We start from the raw sequence: 15,353 nt of genomic DNA on the forward strand, positions 1-15,353 counted from the left end.
GCCTTTCATCCGTTTTTTTAGTTTTTTCGTTTTTTAAGGAATCAAAATGTTCACAGGCATCGTACAAGGCATGGGGCGCATTGTCGCCAAAGATGCGCCTTCCGCCGACTTTTGCACCTACACGGTCGAGCTGCCCGAAGACATGGCACACAACCTGCAAATCGGCGCATCGGTAGCCAATAACGGCTGCTGCCTTACCATTACCCGCATCAACGGCCGCCAAGTCGATTTCGACCTGATGGCGGAAACCTTGTCCAAAACCAACCTCGGCGCATTGGAAACCGGCAGCCCGGTCAACCTCGAGCGCGCCGCCCGCTTCGGCGACGAAATCGGCGGCCATGTGATGAGCGGCCACATTATCGCCGTTACCCCGATTACCCGCATCGAAGAGAGCGAACACAACCGCACCATATGGTTTGCCCTGCCGCCCGAGCTGAAACCTTATATCCTGACCAAAGGTTTTGTGGGGCTGGACGGTTGCAGCCTTACCATCGGCAGCGTAACCGACACCGAATTCAACGTGCATCTGATTCCCGAAACCCTGCAACGCACATTGTTCGGCACGCGCCAAGCGGGCGACCTTGTGAATATAGAAATCGACCCGCAAACCCAAGCCGTGGTTGATACCGTTGCACGGATTATGTCGGCGCAGCAAAGCTGATGCCCAAACTGACTGCGGCAGCCGCCATGAACCCGACCGTTGAAACCCACCCGCTCGCCCCGTTCGCGCCCGCAAACGCCACCCTGCTGATGCTCGGTTCGTTTCCGCCGCCGCGCGCCCGCTGGAAAATGGATTTTTACTACCCCAATTTTCAAAACGACATGTGGCGGATTTTCGGCTTGGTGTTTTTCGGCGACAAAGATTATTTTGTCGAACCCGGCGGCAAAGCCTTTAAAGAAGCGCTTATCCGCAGCTTTCTCACCGAACGCGGCATCGCCGTCGGCGATACGGCGCATCAGGTTATCCGTTTGCAGGGCAACGCTTCCGACAAGTTTTTGCAGATTGTGAAGCCGGTGGATTTGGCCGCGCTGCTCAATATCATGCCCAAGTGCACAACCGTGATGACCACGGGCGAACTGGCTACCGACACCCTGCTCTCGCTGATGCCGTCTGAAACCGCCAAACCCGCCATCGGCCGGTATTCCGAAACCGAATTTGCCGGCAGGCCGCTGCGCCTGTACCGCCTGCCGTCGTCATCGCGCGCCTATCCTTTGCCGCTGGCGGAAAAAGCCGCAGCCTACGGTGCGTTTTTCCGCGAAATCGGCTTGGCAAACCCATAAAACGCCAACCTTATTACCCTTTACACCCACCTGTTTTTCAGACGGCCTCGAAAGCCCTGTGCCGCCCAAACCCTGTATAATGCCGTCTGAAACTTTCACACAAAGCAAAACATGGCAAACCAACGACTTATCTACGGCTTTCACGCCGTTAACGCCCGCTTGTGGCAAAACCCGAAAAGTATTACCGAGCTGTATGTCCAAGAAGGCAAACACGATGCCCGCACCCGCGACGTGCTGGAAAAAGCCGCCGCCGAAAACGTGCGCGTGCATTTCGCCGCCGCCGAACGCTTAAACACCATCAGCAAAGGCGCGCGCCATCAAGGGGTAGTCGGCTTTATCGACGCATCCAAAAACCACGTCCACCTCGAAGACGTGTTGGAAAACCTGCGCGAACCGGCACTATTGCTGGTGCTCGACGGCATCACCGACCCGCACAACCTCGGCGCATGTCTGCGTACCGCCGACGCAATGGGCGTTCACGCCGTGATTGCGCCGAAAGACAAAAGCGCGGGGCTGAACGCCACCGTGAGCAAAGTGGCCTGCGGCGCGGCCGAAACCGTGCCCTACATCACCGTAACCAACCTCGCCCGCACCCTGCGCGAATTGAAAGAATACGGCATCTGGGTAGTCGGCACCGACATGGGCGGCGAGGCCGATCTGTATCACGCCCAGCTGCCCGAAAGCATCGCATGGGTGATGGGCAACGAAGGCGAAGGCATGCGCCGCCTCACCCGCGAACATTGCGACATGCTCGTTTCCGTGCCCATGTTCGGCACGGTGGAAAGCATGAACGTATCGGTAACGGCGGGCATGGTATTGAGCGAGACCCGCCGCCAACGGGTGTTGAGCGCCGAGAAATAAACCGTTTCCATTCAAAATGGCCGTCTGAAAACTCTTTACGCAAACCGTTTATATAGTCAATCAACTTAAAAATAGTACATCCGTCATACTCGGGCTTTACCCGAGTATTTTAAGTTTCAGCAAATTTAGGAGATACTCGGGTCAAGCCCGAGTATGACGGTTTTGTTGTTAAGACGGTTTTGTTGTTAAGTAGATTAACGATACTTTTTGCTTAAACCTTTTCAGACGGCCTTTTTACCGTTCCCGCCGAAAACATTGAATTTTCGCCGAGAGCCTTTATCATCTACCCGATTGAAACAACAAAGGGGGCAACCTATGATTGCTTGGTTTATCGCCGCCGTATTGGTGCTGATTGTCGAACTGTTTGTCGGCACGATTTATCTGTTGGTGGTCAGCGCCGCCCTGTTCGGCGCAGGCTTGACCGCTTGGCTGTTCGACAGCCTCGCCGCCAGCATCATTACCGCCGCCGTGCTGGCCGCCGCGGGCGTGTGGTGGGCGCACGGCTGGATTAAAAAACACCGCCGCCCGCCCGTGGAAGAATCCGCCCGCAACGATTTGGACATCGGGCAAACCGTGCAAATCAACCGCCACCTGCACGGCAATCTGTATGAAGTGCATTACCGCGGCACCGTGTGGCAGGCTCAGGCCGACAATGGTGCCGATCACGCTGCCGGACAAACCGCCGTTATCACCGGCAAAAACGGCAATATTCTGCTTATTCATCTGCATTCATCATCAAACTAAGGAAAAACCATGGATTTCAGCCTGTTTCTCAGCTTTCCCATCCTGATTCTTATTGCCGTTGTCGTATTCGGCTTCAAATCGTTTACCGTTGTGCCGCAACAGGAAGCCTATGTAGTCGAACGCTTGGGCCGCTTCTACAAAATCCTTAATCCCGGCCTGAACATCCTGATTCCGTTTATCGACCGCATCGCCTACAAACACACGTTGAAAGAAATCCCGCTCGACGTGCCGAGCCAAGTATGTATTACCCGCGACAACACCCAGCTCACCGTCGACGGTATCATCTATTTCCAAGTAACCGACCCGAAACTCGCTTCATACGGCTCGAGCAACTACATCATGGCGATTACCCAGCTTGCCCAAACCACGCTGCGTTCGGTTATCGGCCGCATGGAATTGGACAAAACCTTTGAAGAGCGCGACGAAATCAACAGCATCGTCGTTTCCGCGCTCGACGAAGCCGCCGTATCGTGGGGCGTAAAAGTGTTGCGCTACGAAATCAAAGACTTGGTGCCGCCGCAAGAAATCCTGCGTTCGATGCAGGCGCAAATTACCGCCGAACGCGAAAAACGCGCCCGCATCGCCGAATCGGAAGGCCGCAAAATCGAGCAGATCAACCTTGCCAGCGGCCAGCGCGAAGCCGAAATCCAACAGTCCGAAGGTGAAATGCAGGCCGCCATCAACGAATCAAACGGCGACAAAATCGCCCGCATCAACCGCGCCCAAGGCGAAGCCGAAGCCTTGCGCTTGGTGGCCGAGGCCAATGCCGATGCCATCCGCCTGATTGCCGCCGCCCTGCAAACTCCGGGCGGCAACGAAGCCGTGAACCTGAAAGTGGCCGAGCAATATGTAGAAGCCTTCAGCAAACTGGCCAAAGAAAACAACACGCTGATTATGCCCGCCAACGTGGCCGACATCGGCAGCTTGGTTTCTGCCGGACTGAAAATTGTCGAGGGCAATAAAACGGTGAAATAATCCGGCTTCCCGCCCCAACGCTTGATGTTCAGACGGCCTCTTTACCGGAGGCCGTCTGAAATATTTTAAACAGGCAGTTTCGCGCGCCTACCGAATCCGAACGCCTCAACAAAAGCCGCCCCCGCCCCTCGCACCCGTTTTCCAAGCCGCACGATTACAGGCATAATACCGCTTCCCTTTTTTATCGTTCACGGAAAGAAAAACAATGACCGAATCCGTCCGCCTGCCCGCCGCCACACTCAAGCCCTCCACCGTCGCCCTGCCCGGCTCCAAAAGCATCAGTAACCGCACGCTGCTCTTGGCGGCATTGTCGGACAATGTGTGCGAAATCCATTCTTTATTAAAATCCGACGACACCGACCGCATGCTCGAAGCCTTGGAAAAACTCGGTGTCCAACTGGAATTTATCTCGGAAGGCCGTCTGAAAGTGCACGGCACGGGCGGGCGTTTTCCCAACCGTGAGGCGGATTTGTTTCTCGGCAACGCAGGCACGGCGTTCCGCCCGCTTACCGCAGCCTTAGCTGTGTTGGGCGGCAACTACCACCTGCACGGCGTGCCGCGTATGCACGAACGCCCCATTGGCGATTTGGTCGATGCCCTGCGCACGGCCGGTGCCGATGTCCAATACCTCGGCAACGAACACTATCCGCCGCTGCGCATCCGCGAACGCACCGACAACGGCGTGCGCGTGATTCCGATTAAAGGCAACGTATCCAGCCAATTTTTGACCGCGCTCTTGATGGCGCTGCCGCTGACCGGCCAAGCGTTTGAAATCCACATGGTCGGCGAGCTGATTTCCAAACCCTATATCGACATTACGCTAAAACTGATGGCGCAATTCGGTGTTAACGTCGAAAACCAAAACTACCGCGTGTTCAAGCTGCCTGCCGACGCACACTACCATGCGCCGGAAAATCTGTATGTGGAAGGCGATGCTTCAAGCGCGTCTTATTTCCTCGCCGCCGGCCTGCTTTCCGGCGAACCCGTGCGCGTAACCGGTATCGGCAAAAACAGCATTCAGGGCGATGTCGCTTTTGCCCGCGAGTTGGAAAAAATCGGTGCCGATGTAACGTGGGGCGACAATTTTATCGAAATCTCCCGCCCTGCCGGCCACCCTATCCAAGCCTTTGATTTGGATGCCAACCACATTCCCGATGCCGCCATGACCTTAGCCGTCGTTGCCCTTGCCACCGGCGCACCGTGCACCCTGCGCAACATCGGCAGCTGGCGCGTGAAAGAAACCGACCGCATCGCAGCGATGGCGGCGGAACTGCGCAAAGTCGGCGCAACCGTTACCGAAGAGCCGGAAGCCATCCACGTCATTCCGCCCGCTGCGCTCACGCCCGACGCCGAAATCGACACCTACGACGACCACCGTATGGCCATGTGCTTCTCACTCGTTTCCCTGCTCGGCGTGCCCGTGGTCATCAACGATCCCAAATGCACCCACAAAACCTTTCCCACCTATTTCGAAGTGTTTGCTTCGTTGCAAAAATAAACCGACACCGATAAACGCGGCCGTCTGAAACAATGGTTTTCAGACGGCCTTTTTACAAAGCTATGCTTATGTAAAATATGAATTTTCGAGCGGCCTATTGATATATAATCAAAAATACACAATAACAAATACCGAGCACATTATGACCCCCGTACCCGTTACCATTACCTCTTACAACATGCACAAAGGCATGTCGGCACTCAACCGCAAAGTACAGGTGAGCAGCATGGCCGAAGCCTTGCAAGGTTTGAATTCAGACATCCTATTCTTGCAGGAAGTACAAGGCGAACACCAAACCCGCAGCATCAAACTGCCCGACTTCCCGCACCGCCCGCACTACGACATTCTCAGCGAGCATCTGTCGTTCAACAGCAGCTACGGCAAAAACGCCGTTTACCCCGAACGGCATCACGGCAATGCGATTCTCAGCCACATGCCCATCGACACCCGCCACAATCTCAATATCACGGTCAACAAACTCGAGCAACGCGGCGTGCTGCATTGCGAGATTCAGCCCGAATACTGGGAACACCCGCTCGTGTGCCTGTGCGCCCATCTCAACCTGCGCGAACCCGACCGCATGAAACAGTATCAGGCGATTTTCGAATACGTTTCCCAGCAGGTTGACCCGCACAGCCCGCTGATTATCGCCGGCGACTTCAACGACTGGCGTTCCAAGTCTGCCGCCGCATTGGGCAAGGCGTTGAATCTCGAAGAAGTGTTTGTGGATGCTAACGGCAAACGCCCCAAAACTTTCCCCTCGCGCATGCCCGTATTGAGCCTCGACCGCATCTACACCCGCAACCTCGAAGTGCTCGATTCGCAAATCCACAAAGAAAAGCAATGGCAGCTGCTCTCCGACCACCTGCCCTTGAGCGTGAAAGTGCTGCCGAGAATCAAACAGCCTTAATCTGTTTGCCGCATAACAACAGGCCGTCTGAAAAATTGTTTTCAGACGGCCTGTTGTCATTTAAAAGCTATAAAACACACAGCGGTTAAATATACTCCACCGCAACAATATCGTATTCGCGCACGCCGCCCGGAGCCTGAACCTCCGCCACATCGCCTTCTTCTTTACCGATCAAGGCGCGGGCAATGGGTGAGCCGACGTATATTTTATTGGCTTTGATATCGGCCTCGTCCTCGCCCACAATCTGATAACGCACCTGCTCTTCGGTATCCAAATCTTCCAAGGTTACGGTTGCACCGAACACCACTTTACCTTCGGCGTGGATTTCGGCGGGATTGATAATGTGTGCCATGGATAATTTATGTTCTACCTCTGCAATGCGGCCTTCGATAAAACCCTGACGCTCTTTGGCCGCTTCGTATTCGGCATTCTCCGACAAATCGCCGTGCGAACGCGCCTCGGCAATCGCTTCGATCACTTGCGGGCGGGCAACGCTTTTGAGCTGTTGTAATTCTTCTTTCAACAATTCTGCACCGCGTACGGTTAACGGAATTTTCTGCATGAAACTTTTCTCCGGTTTGTAACGGCTTGGAGGCCGTCTGAAATAATAGGCAAATAAAAATACAAGCCGCCTGAAACCGGCGGCTTGTTTTAAAAAGTTGTATGGAAACGGATTGTATCAAAAACCCGTTCTCAGGCAAAGCTTTCCGGCGCCTATGCCCCAAATAGTGTTGCGCGGGCGGGTTTATCCTGCCGGGGCTTTTGCAAAAGCCTCGTGAAGCGGCACGATTATTGCGGCTTCAACCACTGCGCGTCATATTCTACGGGAACATCCGAACCGGGCAGCGGCGGCCCTTCGCCCACAAACCACACAGGCTTGTTTACCGCACGTTCCGGCTCGACGGGGTCGGCGGCCAAATCGGCCAGCAGCCGTTTATATTCGGCCGATTGTTGGAGCAAGGCGCGTGCTGCGGTTTTTAAATCGTTGATGTCGTTGGGCGGCAAATAGAATGTGGTGGGAATATTCAATACATTCTTCCTCAACTGGGACTCAGGCAATTCCCTCAGATTGAGGCTCACGAAATACATACCGGTTTGGCTGCGGTTCTTACCTTTACCGATGCTTTTGTTCCATTGGTCTGCAAACTCGCGGAACCGGCGCAGCGATTCTTGCGAATACCTGTCTATCGGGATATCGACAACGGCATTGATCACATCGGTCAAACCCGGAACCGCGGCCGATTGGTCGATACGGCTGCTGATTTGGTTTTGGGCATTCACGTTGATGATCACGATGCGGCGGATATGTTCGTCGTCGAGCTTGCGTTGCAGCATACTGCTCGAGCGTGCATCGGCTACGTCGAGCAGGCCGCGCAGGCCGAGATTGTCGGTAAGCCCGCCGTCCAAAAGATGAATGTAAGGCCGCTTAACGCTGTCGTTGTATTGCAGAAAACTCTGCACAAACTCGCGTTTCGTTTGGGTTTGCAATCCGCCGCCGCGCACGGCGGTTGCTTTCTGCACTTCTTCGGGAACCATATAACCGCATCTGCCGCCGTTGTTGTTCAGGGTAATCGGGCTGAACACCAAAGGCACGGCACTCGAAGCAGCCACCGCCCGCGCAATCCGCAGCTGCGAGAGGTCGAGGCACATCATGTCGAAATATTCCTGCGTAAAATCCAAACGGCTGCCGGCCGCCATATCCGTGGCGGAAATCACGGCAAACGGGCCTTTTCGCTTTCTGTCCAAATCGCCGAAAGTGGCATCGCGGAAAAGCGTATTCTCAAACTGTTCCTGCAGCAAATCCCCCCTGCCGTATTCGGGCGAAGTCAGGCGCGGCACGTTGGCAAGCGAAAACAGCTGCTTGGTAAACTGACGCTGAAAGTTCTGTTTCAAAAAACGCCGCTCGAAAGCAGGTACGGTTTCCGGGCCGTGCATCGAAAAATAAGCCGCCAGCACCGAACCGCCCGACACGCCGTACACCATATCTATATTTTCCAGCAGGCTTTTTTCCCTGCCACCGATATTGACCTGCTGTTTTTTCAATTCTTCCAGCACGCCGTAACCCAAAGCGGCCGCGCGCGTGCCGCCGCCGGAAAAAATCAGCACCACAAACGTATCGTCTTCAGCGCGCCGGCTCAATGCCTTTTCTAAACGGTAACCTTTGTCGGTATCCACCTTATCAATCGTCTGTAACGGTTGAAACTGCACCAGTGCGCAAGAAGACAGCAAACAGGCAATCGATATGGCCGCACATTTTTTCAGGCCGTCTGAAAAACTCCGCATCACATCATTCCTTCAAACCAAATCAAAACAAAAAAGCAGCCGAGGCTGCTTTAACATTTATTCTCCGGATTCGGATTTATCCGCTTTTTCCCCGATTTTCGTTTCTTTGCCGCTCAACAGGTTTCTAATGTTGGTTTTATGCCTGTAAAGCACCAGCAACGCAATCACTGCGGTAGACCATATCCACGAATCGTAAGGCATAAAGAAAAAAGCCACAATCGGGCTGGCTACCGTAGCAACCAATGCCGCCAGCGAAGACACTTTAAATCCGAACGCCATCACCAGCCAAATCAGCGCACACACCAGCGCAGTCGGCCACGACAAAGCCAGCAACACGCCCAAAGCAGTCGCCACCCCTTTGCCGCCTTTAAAGCCGAAAAACAGCGGCCACATATGCCCCACCAAAGCGGCAACCGCCACCAAAGCGATGGTTGCGTTGTCCAATGCCAGCGGCTCCTGAAGGTAGCGCGCCAGCAAAACCGCCAGCAGCCCCTTCAACGCATCGCCCAACAGCGTCAATGCCGCAGCCTTCTTTTTGCCGCTGCGTAAAACATTGGTCGCCCCCGGATTGCCGGAACCGTAAGTACGCGGGTCATCCATGCCGTAAAATTTCGATACCATCACGGCAAACGACAACGAGCCTATCAGATAACCTGCAGTAATCATCAAGAAATTAAACATTGCAAAAACTTTTGTTTTAGAATGGAGCCGTGATTTTAACGTGAAAACGGCGTAACACAAAATGGATAAAATCTTTTTATACGGCATGAAAGCCGAAACCCTTATCGGGCTTTACGATTGGGAGCGCGGCCAAAAACAGACGCTGGTTCTTGATGTGGTTATCGGCGTTCCTGAAAAATCGGCTGCCGACGACAACATCAACGACACCGTTCATTATGCCGACGTGTGCGAAGCGGTGCGCAGCAGTCTTAAAAACCAACAGTTTCTGCTGCTTGAAGCTCTGGCCGAACACGTTGCAGGTTTAATCTTGTCGGATTTCGGCGCACTGTGGGTGCGTGTACGCATCGTTAAACCCGGCATCCTCGCCGATGTAAAAGAAGTCGGCGTAGAAATCGAGCGCAGCAGAGAAATCTAAAAAACTTTTTAAATCCGATCGATTATTTATTATCGCCCCTTTTTAACAGACAGGCCGTCTGAAAATTATTCTCGGCTTCACGCACCATGAATACAGTCCATTACCCGATAAACACCGTTACTCTCGCCTTTACCGGCGCATCAGGCATGCCCTACGGCATCCGCCTGCTTGAATGTTTGCTGCAAAGCGGCAAAACCGTGTGGCTTTTATATTCTCAAGCCGCACAAATTGTAGCCCGCCAAGAAATGAATCTCACCCTGCCGGCTTCTCCCTCTGAATGTCAGGCAGTTTTGTGCGAACGCTATCACGTATCTCCTGCCCAGCTGCGCGTATTCGGCAAAGACGAATGGTTCGCCCCGCCGGCATCCGGCACCAACCCCGCAGATGCCATGATTGTTTGCCCTGCCAGCATGGGCGTGGTAGCCGCCATTGCACACGGCACTTCAGACCACTTGATCGAACGTGCCGCCGATGTGTGCATAAAAGAACGTCGCCCGTTGGTTATCGTGCCGCGCGAAACGCCGCTTTCCACCCTGCATTTGGAAAACCTGCTCAAACTTTCCCGCTTGGGTGCGGTTATCCTGCCGCCCTCCCCCGGTTTCTACCATCACCCCGATACGCTCGACCACATGATCGATTTTGTGGTTGCACGCATTCTTGACCAGCTGCGCATCCCCCACCAACTGATGAAAAAATGGGGAGAGTAAAATTAACAAACAATTTCAACAAGATAAAAATTAAACCTACTTAAAAACCCAAATAAAAGTTGACAATCTCCAATACCCTGATTTACATTGGCCGCCATGAACACATTAAACATTCGCCCCTTTGCTTATTACTATTGGTACCACACAAACGTGCGGTACTCTTTTGCGCTTGTCTGAAACACAGATAAACCAAGCAAACGCGAAACAGCAGCCGCCCGAATATTCAGGCGGCCTTTTTATTGCTTTGCCGCCTGTTACTCCCCATATCACAGGAGCAGATAACAATGAAAACCGCCACGTTGCCAACCCTAGAAAAACCGACCACCGTTTTGCAACCCATACACCTGATTGTAAACGGCAATGTTCACCGTTCAGACCTGTTCGCCTCACCGGCCGTTTCAACCGGCGGTGTTCAAATCAGCGAGGCACTTTTGCCGCAAATCCGTACTGTGGCCACTTTAATCGCAGCCATGCGTCATGATTTTAACCACCGCAGCCCCGACACCTTTACCGAAGAAGCCGATTGGTTTGCCGCTCGCATTATCGTATTGGGCGTTAAACGCTTTCATCTCGATGTTACCCTGCTTCCGATGTTGAAAGCAGCCAACCAACGCGCCCAAGCTTTCGCCGCTTCCCGCAAAATCCCGTTTACACCGGCAGAAATCCGCATGAGCCTGCACGCCGTTCGACCTGCCAATCTTTTAATCGCCGAAACCGGGCATCTCATCGAAGATTGCGGCAATATGGTTGAAAACAGCATGGCATTGAAACAGCAGCTGGCCGATTTTTAATCAACCTATCAGCCGCACATTCGGCAATAAGCAATCAATTTCATGACAAACTAAATGCAGCGATACCCAACATAAAATGAAATGCGCTGCCTGTAAAAGCTTATAAAAAATATCCGCACATTTTCGTGCGGGTCAATTTATGGCATCAATTATTTTTGATTCAAACCCACACCACTCAATCAAGCTGCATCATTCGAGCCGCGCCGTTAACGGCATGTTGCCACCCGCTCCGATACAGCATTCTCTACTTTGCCGGTTCGCTCTTTAGATATATGCAAGGGCGGATGTCGCCTGCCGCCTGAAAGCAAAGCTGCTAAAATAACGCATTCGTTTTTTCAGACGGCCTTTTATAGTCAATTAACTCAATTTTAATGCAAGGCAGCAAGCCGCAGACGGTACACTCTTTAAACTAAGGCACAGCAACGCCGCAGTAAGTTAAGTTGATTGACCATATCTGTGCCAATATCTATTCGACAAAAGGATACCCCATGAACCGCAACGAAGCATTGTTCAACCGTGCCAAAGCCATCATTCCCGGCGGCGTCAACTCGCCCGTGCGCGCATTCGGCAGCGTCGGCGGCGTGCCGCGCTTTATCAAAAAAGCCCAAGGCGCATATGTTTGGGACGAAAACGATACCCGTTATATCGACTATGTAGGCTCGTGGGGGCCCGCGATTGTCGGCCACGCCCATCCCGAAGTGATCGAAGCTGTGCGCGAAGCAGCCTTGGGGGGGTTGTCGTTCGGTGCGCCTACCGAAGGCGAAATCGTGATTGCCGAAGAAATCGCCAAACTTGTGCCCAGCGTGGAACAGGTGCGCCTCGTCAGCTCCGGCACCGAAGCCACCATGAGCGCCATCCGCTTGGCACGCGGCTTTACCCAACGCGACAAAATCATCAAATTTGAAGGCTGCTACCACGGCCATTCCGACAGCCTGTTGGTTAAAGCGGGCAGCGGCCTGCTCACGTTCGGCAATCCCAGCTCCGCCGGCGTACCCGCAGATTTCACCCAACACACGCTGGTTTTGGAATACAACAACGTTGCCCAACTCGAAGAAACCTTCGCCCAAATCGGCAACGAAATCGCCTGCGTGATTCTCGAACCGTTTGCCGGCAACATGAACTTGGTGAGGCCGTCTGAAAACTTCATCAACGCGCTGCGTTCGCTTACCGAACAACACGGCGCGGTGTTGATTTACGACGAAGTGATGACCGGCTTCCGCGTGGCGTTGGGCGGCGCGCAATCGCTGCACGGCATCAAACCCGACTTAACCACCATGGGCAAAGTGATCGGCGGCGGCATGCCGTTGGCGGCGTTCGGCGGCCGCAAAGACATCATGGCCTGCATCTCCCCGCTCGGCGGCGTGTATCAGGCAGGCACGCTGTCGGGTAACCCCGTGGCCGTGGCCGCCGGTTTGAAAACGCTGGAAATCATCCAACGCGAAGGCTTCTACGAAAACCTCGCTAAGCTCACCGATCAACTGGTTAACGGTTTTCAGACGGCCTCGAAAGAAGCGGGTATTACTTTCAGCGCCGATTACGTCGGCGGCATGTTCGGCCTCTATTTTGCCGACAGCACGCCGCAAAGCTATGCCGACATGACCCGCTCCAACATCGAAGATTTCAAACGCTTCTTCCACGGCATGCTCGAGCGCGGCGTGGCGTTCGGCCCCTCGGCTTACGAAGCCTGCTTCATGTCGGCGGCACATACGCCTGAATTGATAGACGAAACCGTTGCCACCGCCAAAGAAGTGTTTGCCGAGATGGCGAAATAAAATGATTGGCTTTAAATATAGTCAATCCACATTAACTTTTACGACGGCGTTGCTGCGCCTTAGCTCAAAGAGAACGATGATGTAAGCCGCTGAAGCGAGCCAACTGTACTGTCTGCAGCTTGCTGCCTTTTATTAAAAATTAAGTGGATTAACTATAAGAATAAAAAGGCCGTCTGAAATTTTCAGACGGCCTCGTATAAAAAAGCACTCTTCATCAGAGTGCTTTTTGCATAACCAAAACTTATTTCTTTTCTTTCGGCATTTGTGATACCAAAGACAAGTTCACATCCAAGCCCTCAATTTGGAAGTGCGGGCGGGCATACAAGCGCACTTTGAAGAAGCCCGGATTATCTTCGATATCTTCAACAATCACTTTGGCCTCTCTCAAGGGATGGGTAGCTTGCAATTCATCGCTCGGATCGGTCATTTCCGTTACCAAACCGCTAATCCAAGTGTTCAACTCCAATTCGAGCATGCGGCGGTCTTTAGTAGTGCCGATGTTTTCACGTTGAATCAGCTTCAGGTAGTGAGCCAAACGCGACAATAAGAATACATACGGCAAGCGTGAGTTGATGCGGCTGTTGGCCGTTGCCTCTTTGGTTTCAAACAAAGCCGGTTTTTGTGCCGAGTTAGCAGAGAAGAAGCAGGCGTAATCACGGTTTTTATAGAACGAGAGTGGCACGAAGCCCAAGTTGGCAAACTCAAATTCACGCGTTTCGGGAATCAATACCTCAGTAGGAATTTTCACCTGATTGCCTGTGCCCAAGTCGTACATGTGAATCGGCAAATCCTCAATCAAACCGCCTGCCTGCGGACCGCGAATCTGTACACACCAGCCGTTGTTAATAAAGCTGCGAACCATATTGGCAGCAAAGGCGAAAGAAGCATTCGCCCACAGATAACGCTCGTGATCATTGCCTTTAACCTGCTCTTCATAATTAAAGCTGCGCACCGGCACTGTGTCGCTGCCATAAGGCAAACGGGCGAGGAAGCGCGGCAAAGTCAAACCGATGTAGCGCGAATCTTCACTTTCACGGAAGCTCTTCCATTTAATGTATTCGGCACGGTCAACATAGCTGGCAATATCCTGAATCGCAGCCACTTCTTCCATATGTTCTTTACCGAAAAACTCCGCGCCAACCGAACCGATAAACGGCATGTGCGCCGAAGCTGAAACACGGGAAATATTGCGGAGCAACGCGATATCCTGCGGATTTCTGCCGAATTCGTAATTGGAAATAATGGCACCGATCGGTTCTCCGCCCGGCGTGTCGTATTCCATCGTATAAGTATGGCGGTAAAGGCCGCTTTGTGAAATTTCTGGCGTATCTTCAAAGTCTTGCACCAAATCTTCTTTAGAAATATCCAGAATTTCGATTTTTACGTTGCGACGGAAATCGGTGCGGTCAACCAAAAATTTCAAACCGCGCCAACCCGATTCCACTTTCTGAAATTCTTCGTTATGCAGAATTTCATCTAATTGCCGGCTGATTTTTTCATCTATTCTAGCGATATGATAATCCAATAAACTACGGTCAAGACGTTCCACTTTTTGGGAAGAATCCTGCACCATTTTCAAAAATACGTTAACCGCCGCCGCAATCCTTTCATCGGCAGAAGATTCCGACATTTTCTCATTGCTTTGGAACTTCTCGATATCGATAACAGAATCAACGGTATTTAAATTGATTTTTTGGCAAAGTGTTTCGTAAATATTACCGCTTTGAATATTTTCAGTTTTTTCAACAACCGTTGTTTTAGCCTGCTGGACTTTTTGCATTTTATTTTCCTTGTTCAATATTCTCACGTTGCTGAAATTACTTATCAACCGGCGCGATTTTTTCCAACTCGTTACGCAGTTCTTTAGATAGCGATTCATCTTTCAAAATCGTTTCCAGCTCACGGCGGAAACCGGCGTCATCAAGCAAATTGGATTTCAAATCACGCAACAGGTTACGCATTGCCAGCAAAGCACGCAGTTCGGGAACGCTTCTGGCAATCTGTTCGGGATGGAAATCGTCCATCGAAGTGAAGTTCAGATCCACGTTCAAATCGCTGCCGTCGCCGGCCAAAGTGTTTTTAACGGCGATATTCACTTTCGGGTTGTAATCGGCAAGAACCGAATCAAAGTTGTTTTTGTTTACGTTAACTTTTTCACGCTCTGCAAGCGGGCGGTGATCCTGTCCGTTACTGTAATCGCCCGCTACCAATAATTTAAGAGGCAGTTCCACCTTCTTCTGCGCTCCGCCCGTATGCAAATCCAATTTGATATTAATCCGCGCAGGCGGTACTTCGTTTTGAAAACTCTTGCTACTCATGATCGTCGTTATCCTAAAGATTGTTGTTTAAATCATACAAAGATAAAACCTTGTACACGTTTTAAAAAACCATACCGCGGCAATGAATCAATATCCTATTCGCTCAGTTTTGAAAAT

16 protein-coding genes are annotated in these 15,353 nt (G+C 52.3%); 11 read left to right on the top strand and 5 right to left on the bottom strand.

Going from position 1 to position 15,353, the window contains the following annotated elements; all coding sequences use genetic code 11:
• Positions 1–46 precede the first annotated feature (46 nt).
• The 7 genes from LVJ88_RS08890 (at position 47) to LVJ88_RS08920 (ending at position 6,269) form a co-directional block, all read left to right on the top strand.
• Complete coding sequence (locus LVJ88_RS08890) at positions 47–661, top strand: riboflavin synthase subunit alpha (protein WP_085359859.1); 615 nt, start codon at positions 47–49, stop codon at positions 659–661.
• Complete coding sequence (locus tag LVJ88_RS08895; protein ID WP_233127579.1) at positions 661–1,281, top strand: uracil-DNA glycosylase family protein; 621 nt, start codon at positions 661–663, stop codon at positions 1,279–1,281. Before LVJ88_RS08890 ends, LVJ88_RS08895 begins: the two co-directional genes overlap by 1 nt.
• 111 nt (positions 1,282–1,392) lie before the next feature.
• The gene (gene rlmB, locus LVJ88_RS08900; RefSeq protein ID WP_085418449.1) at positions 1,393–2,142 is read left to right on the top strand and encodes a 23S rRNA (guanosine(2251)-2'-O)-methyltransferase RlmB; all 750 of its coding nucleotides are present in this window, start codon (positions 1,393–1,395) and stop codon (positions 2,140–2,142) included.
• A 315-nt stretch (positions 2,143–2,457) separates the two neighbouring features.
• Entirely contained in the window at positions 2,458–2,886 is a 429-nt protein-coding gene (locus LVJ88_RS08905) for an NfeD family protein (protein WP_085418448.1), read from the top strand.
• Between the two features lie 9 nt (positions 2,887–2,895).
• On the top strand, positions 2,896–3,861 hold the full coding sequence (locus LVJ88_RS08910; protein WP_054600317.1) for an SPFH domain-containing protein: 966 nt from the start codon (positions 2,896–2,898) through the stop codon (positions 3,859–3,861).
• 205 nt (positions 3,862–4,066) lie between these two features.
• Positions 4,067–5,359: a 3-phosphoshikimate 1-carboxyvinyltransferase gene (aroA, locus tag LVJ88_RS08915; protein ID WP_244694143.1), complete on the top strand. Its 1,293-nt coding sequence runs from the start codon at positions 4,067–4,069 to the stop codon at positions 5,357–5,359.
• 142 nt (positions 5,360–5,501) lie between these two features.
• A complete protein-coding gene (locus tag LVJ88_RS08920) occupies positions 5,502–6,269 on the top strand; it encodes an endonuclease/exonuclease/phosphatase family protein (RefSeq protein ID WP_085418446.1) in 768 nt (255 codons plus the stop codon).
• An 85-nt stretch (positions 6,270–6,354) separates the two neighbouring features.
• Here the strand turns inward: LVJ88_RS08920 and greA are convergent, their stop codons facing one another.
• The 3 genes from greA to plsY form a co-directional block, all read right to left on the bottom strand.
• On the bottom strand, positions 6,355–6,831 hold the full coding sequence (greA, locus tag LVJ88_RS08925) for a transcription elongation factor GreA (protein WP_054600320.1): 477 nt from the start codon (positions 6,829–6,831) through the stop codon (positions 6,355–6,357).
• A 227-nt stretch (positions 6,832–7,058) separates the two neighbouring features.
• Positions 7,059–8,552, bottom strand: a complete 1,494-nt coding sequence (locus tag LVJ88_RS08930) for a patatin-like phospholipase family protein (RefSeq protein ID WP_085418445.1) — start codon at positions 8,550–8,552, stop codon at positions 7,059–7,061.
• A 57-nt stretch (positions 8,553–8,609) separates the two neighbouring features.
• Positions 8,610–9,233 carry a glycerol-3-phosphate 1-O-acyltransferase PlsY gene (gene plsY, locus LVJ88_RS08935; RefSeq protein WP_085356709.1) on the bottom strand — a complete coding sequence of 208 codons (624 nt, stop codon included), beginning with the start codon at positions 9,231–9,233 and terminating at the stop codon, positions 8,610–8,612.
• Between the two features lie 61 nt (positions 9,234–9,294).
• On the opposite strand from plsY, the gene folB reads away from it, so the two are divergent.
• From folB to hemL, 4 genes are all read left to right on the top strand, one after another.
• Positions 9,295–9,648 carry a dihydroneopterin aldolase gene (folB, locus tag LVJ88_RS08940; protein ID WP_085418444.1) on the top strand — a complete coding sequence of 118 codons (354 nt, stop codon included), beginning with the start codon at positions 9,295–9,297 and terminating at the stop codon, positions 9,646–9,648.
• 86 nt (positions 9,649–9,734) lie between these two features.
• The gene (locus LVJ88_RS08945; RefSeq protein ID WP_085418443.1) at positions 9,735–10,355 is read left to right on the top strand and encodes a flavin prenyltransferase UbiX; all 621 of its coding nucleotides are present in this window, start codon (positions 9,735–9,737) and stop codon (positions 10,353–10,355) included.
• 284 nt (positions 10,356–10,639) lie between these two features.
• On the top strand, positions 10,640–11,146 hold the full coding sequence (locus LVJ88_RS08950) for a hypothetical protein (RefSeq protein ID WP_085418442.1): 507 nt from the start codon (positions 10,640–10,642) through the stop codon (positions 11,144–11,146).
• Between the two features lie 488 nt (positions 11,147–11,634).
• Positions 11,635–12,918 (top strand): glutamate-1-semialdehyde 2,1-aminomutase, encoded by a 1,284-nt coding sequence (hemL, locus tag LVJ88_RS08955; protein WP_085418441.1) that lies wholly within the window; start codon positions 11,635–11,637, stop codon positions 12,916–12,918.
• A gap of 241 nt (positions 12,919–13,159) precedes the next feature.
• Here hemL and tssC read toward each other — a convergent pair whose 3' ends face one another.
• Positions 13,160–14,698, bottom strand: a complete 1,539-nt coding sequence (gene tssC / locus LVJ88_RS08960) for a type VI secretion system contractile sheath large subunit (protein ID WP_085418440.1) — start codon at positions 14,696–14,698, stop codon at positions 13,160–13,162.
• A 37-nt stretch (positions 14,699–14,735) separates the two neighbouring features.
• A complete protein-coding gene (tssB, locus tag LVJ88_RS08965) occupies positions 14,736–15,236 on the bottom strand; it encodes a type VI secretion system contractile sheath small subunit (protein ID WP_054599929.1) in 501 nt (166 codons plus the stop codon).
• Positions 15,237–15,353: the final 117 nt, after the last annotated feature.

It is taken from the genome of Neisseria dumasiana, from assembly GCF_022870885.1.
Classification (GTDB): Bacteria; Pseudomonadota; Gammaproteobacteria; order Burkholderiales; family Neisseriaceae; genus Neisseria; species Neisseria dumasiana.